General features: G+C 51.8%; 2 protein-coding genes. Both read right to left on the bottom strand.

Features of this window, described 5'->3' with window-relative positions; all coding sequences use genetic code 11:
- Positions 1 to 1,224, bottom strand: a 1,224-nt coding sequence (locus AZ66_RS28610; RefSeq protein WP_156160129.1) for an AAA family ATPase, incomplete at its 3' end; no start/stop codon positions are given.
- On the bottom strand, positions 1,161 to 2,402 hold a 1,242-nt coding region (locus AZ66_RS28605; protein WP_044358041.1), incomplete at its 5' end, for a metallophosphoesterase family protein. The genes AZ66_RS28605 and AZ66_RS28610, both read right to left, overlap by 64 nt.

The raw sequence follows: 2,402 nt of genomic DNA, 5'->3' as shown, positions 1-2,402 counted from the left end.
CTGCTCCAAGTAGGAGGAAGTTTTGCTCTCCAGCAGCATCTCCGGTGTCCATGATGAATCCGTCTGACGAGAGAGCCGCCATAATTCAGCTTCGGCAGCATTGCATTCCACTTCTGCCTCTCCCGCTGCTTCTCGCCAATGTTGGACGGTATCCGTCAACTGTGCAAGCCGTCTTGTCTCCGACTCCAGATCTAGCAGCTGTTTGAACGGCTCCTTCCCTTTCTTACGGGCAGCTACTGCTTGCCGCTTCTCTTCCATTCCTCTGCAAGCAGCTTCCGCCTCAGCAAGCTTCCGATCAAACTCCCGCCACTGGGCAGCATGCTCAGGCAGCCTTATTGACAGATCTGTCGGCTGTTCATCCAGCTCTTGCTTGGCGGCTATATAGCGAATCCACGTACCGGCCACGCCGCTTGCGCGTTCAGCCTTAGCCAGTTCCTCCCGTTGTACAACCCGCTGCTCTACACACTGATTCAGTTCTAGCTCTATGCGAGTCAACTGCTCCCCTAACTCACTTAGCTTTCCCGCATGACGATGCGCTTCTCGCTGAACTCGTTCTAGCTTGTCCATCGTATGAAGGGTCTGATTGATCAACTGATTGCGGCCCCTTGGCCGAAATAGTCCATCCATCGATTGCTGCAGCCAGCGCTCCGCCTCAGTTATCCCTCTGCCGCCATACAGCCCTGTATCATATAAATAGGCCCCAACCTCGTCATCCTGCAGCGTTTGCAGCTCCTGCAGCTCATCTAGTGTTATGCCAAATAAGCGGCAGAAGAGTCCCGCGTTCAATCCCCCTAACAGTTCATCCTCCAATTGAGATTGGCTGACATCTGTCAGAATTCCTGTTGCAGACACCTTACGGATACTCGTATGGAGCGAACCATCCCGCTCCCACCGCTCAATCGTCCATTCGGCACTGCTTCGATCGAGCACGCTCATCCGTCCCCCATATACAGCCCCTTCGCTCGGCACATATAGGGTATGGCTGCTTCTCCGCTTCGGCAATCCATACAGCATATCCCGAATAAAATAGGTAATCGTACTCTTCCCTGCCTCATTAGGTCCATAGAGCAGCGTAATCCCCATATTCGAACCGCGTTCCGCAAGTGGGATTACCGCATCACGGAATCCTCCATACCCCATAAGGTGAATCTGTAATATCTTCATGAACGCTTCACCCCGCTCTGGAGCCACTCCACGGCTAACAGCATCGCTTCCCGCACCCATTCCTCCTGTGACTCGCTGGATTGGGAGGCAAGCCAATTCCGCAAGCGTGGCTGCTGCAGAAGTGTCTCCAATGCTTCCTGAATCAGCGCTTCTCTAGCTGTGTCATGCTGTTGTGCCTGTCTCGCTATTCGGATCAAGTCTCCTGGGAAGCTATCAGTCGCCTCCCACTGCTCAATATCAATATCAGGTGTACAACTGATGCGCAGTGCGATTGGCCACAGAATCCCTGACACCTCTTCAAAAGAAGCTTGGTCAAGCTCTTGTGCTTGCCATGCTTCCCTCCATTGTTCGGTGAAGGATTCCTGCTGCAGCGAGGCATACAAGGGCGTTCGTCCTGTCAGTTCCACACGAATCAGCGTTAATCGTTCCCTATCTTCACCTTTCCAAGCTGCCATCTTCTCATCAAGCAGCTGCATGATAGATTGAAGTGAACTTATCCCACTAACATCGATCTGCTCCTGACGCCACCGAACCGTATCCAATGTTTCGAATTGCAGGCTGACATCACCAAGCTCATTCACATTAACCAGGTAGCAGCCTTTTGCACCTGTTTCTTTTACATGCCTGCCTTGTGTATTGCCGGGATATACAATATAAGGGGACTCGTGCAGCACTTCTCTCTTATGAATGTGGCCTAACGCCCAATAATCATATCCCATTTCCACAAGCTCTCTCTTGGAGCATGGTGCGTAGGGATCGTGTTCCGCACTCCCATCAACCGTTCCATGTAGCAGACCGATGCGGAACAGTTGATTAGCTGCAACCAACTGTTGACTTATATGTGTGGTCTCCTCTACGCTATCTGCATGCACCATACATTCCTCATCATGGGAAAGGACATTCCACGCTTGCACAGCGTTCCTTTCAGGACAATTGGGATACATCGCTGCCAAATTCTCGTATACCGCCATGTTTCCATAAGACATCCCGCATACAACCGCTACTGGCGAGGCATTTTTACTCGGAACAATAACGGCTTGAGGTTTATCCGTAGGAAAAACGGTCACATTGCTTGGCCACTCCCACTTTACATCGCGATGAAGCGGATCGTGATTCCCATGAATGATGTACACGGGAATCTGCTGATCCTGAAGCTGCTCCATCCCCCGCTGAAGCCTCCACTGCGCCTTAAGCGAGCGATCTCTGCCATCGTATAAATCGCCGCTAATGACACAAAG

The organism is Paenibacillus sp. E194 (assembly GCF_000935845.1).
Taxonomy (GTDB): Bacteria; Bacillota; Bacilli; order Paenibacillales; family Paenibacillaceae; genus Paenibacillus_B; species Paenibacillus_B alvei_B.
The sequence above is the reverse complement of the archived record's forward strand: the minus strand, read 5'-3'. Positions and strand labels throughout refer to the sequence as shown.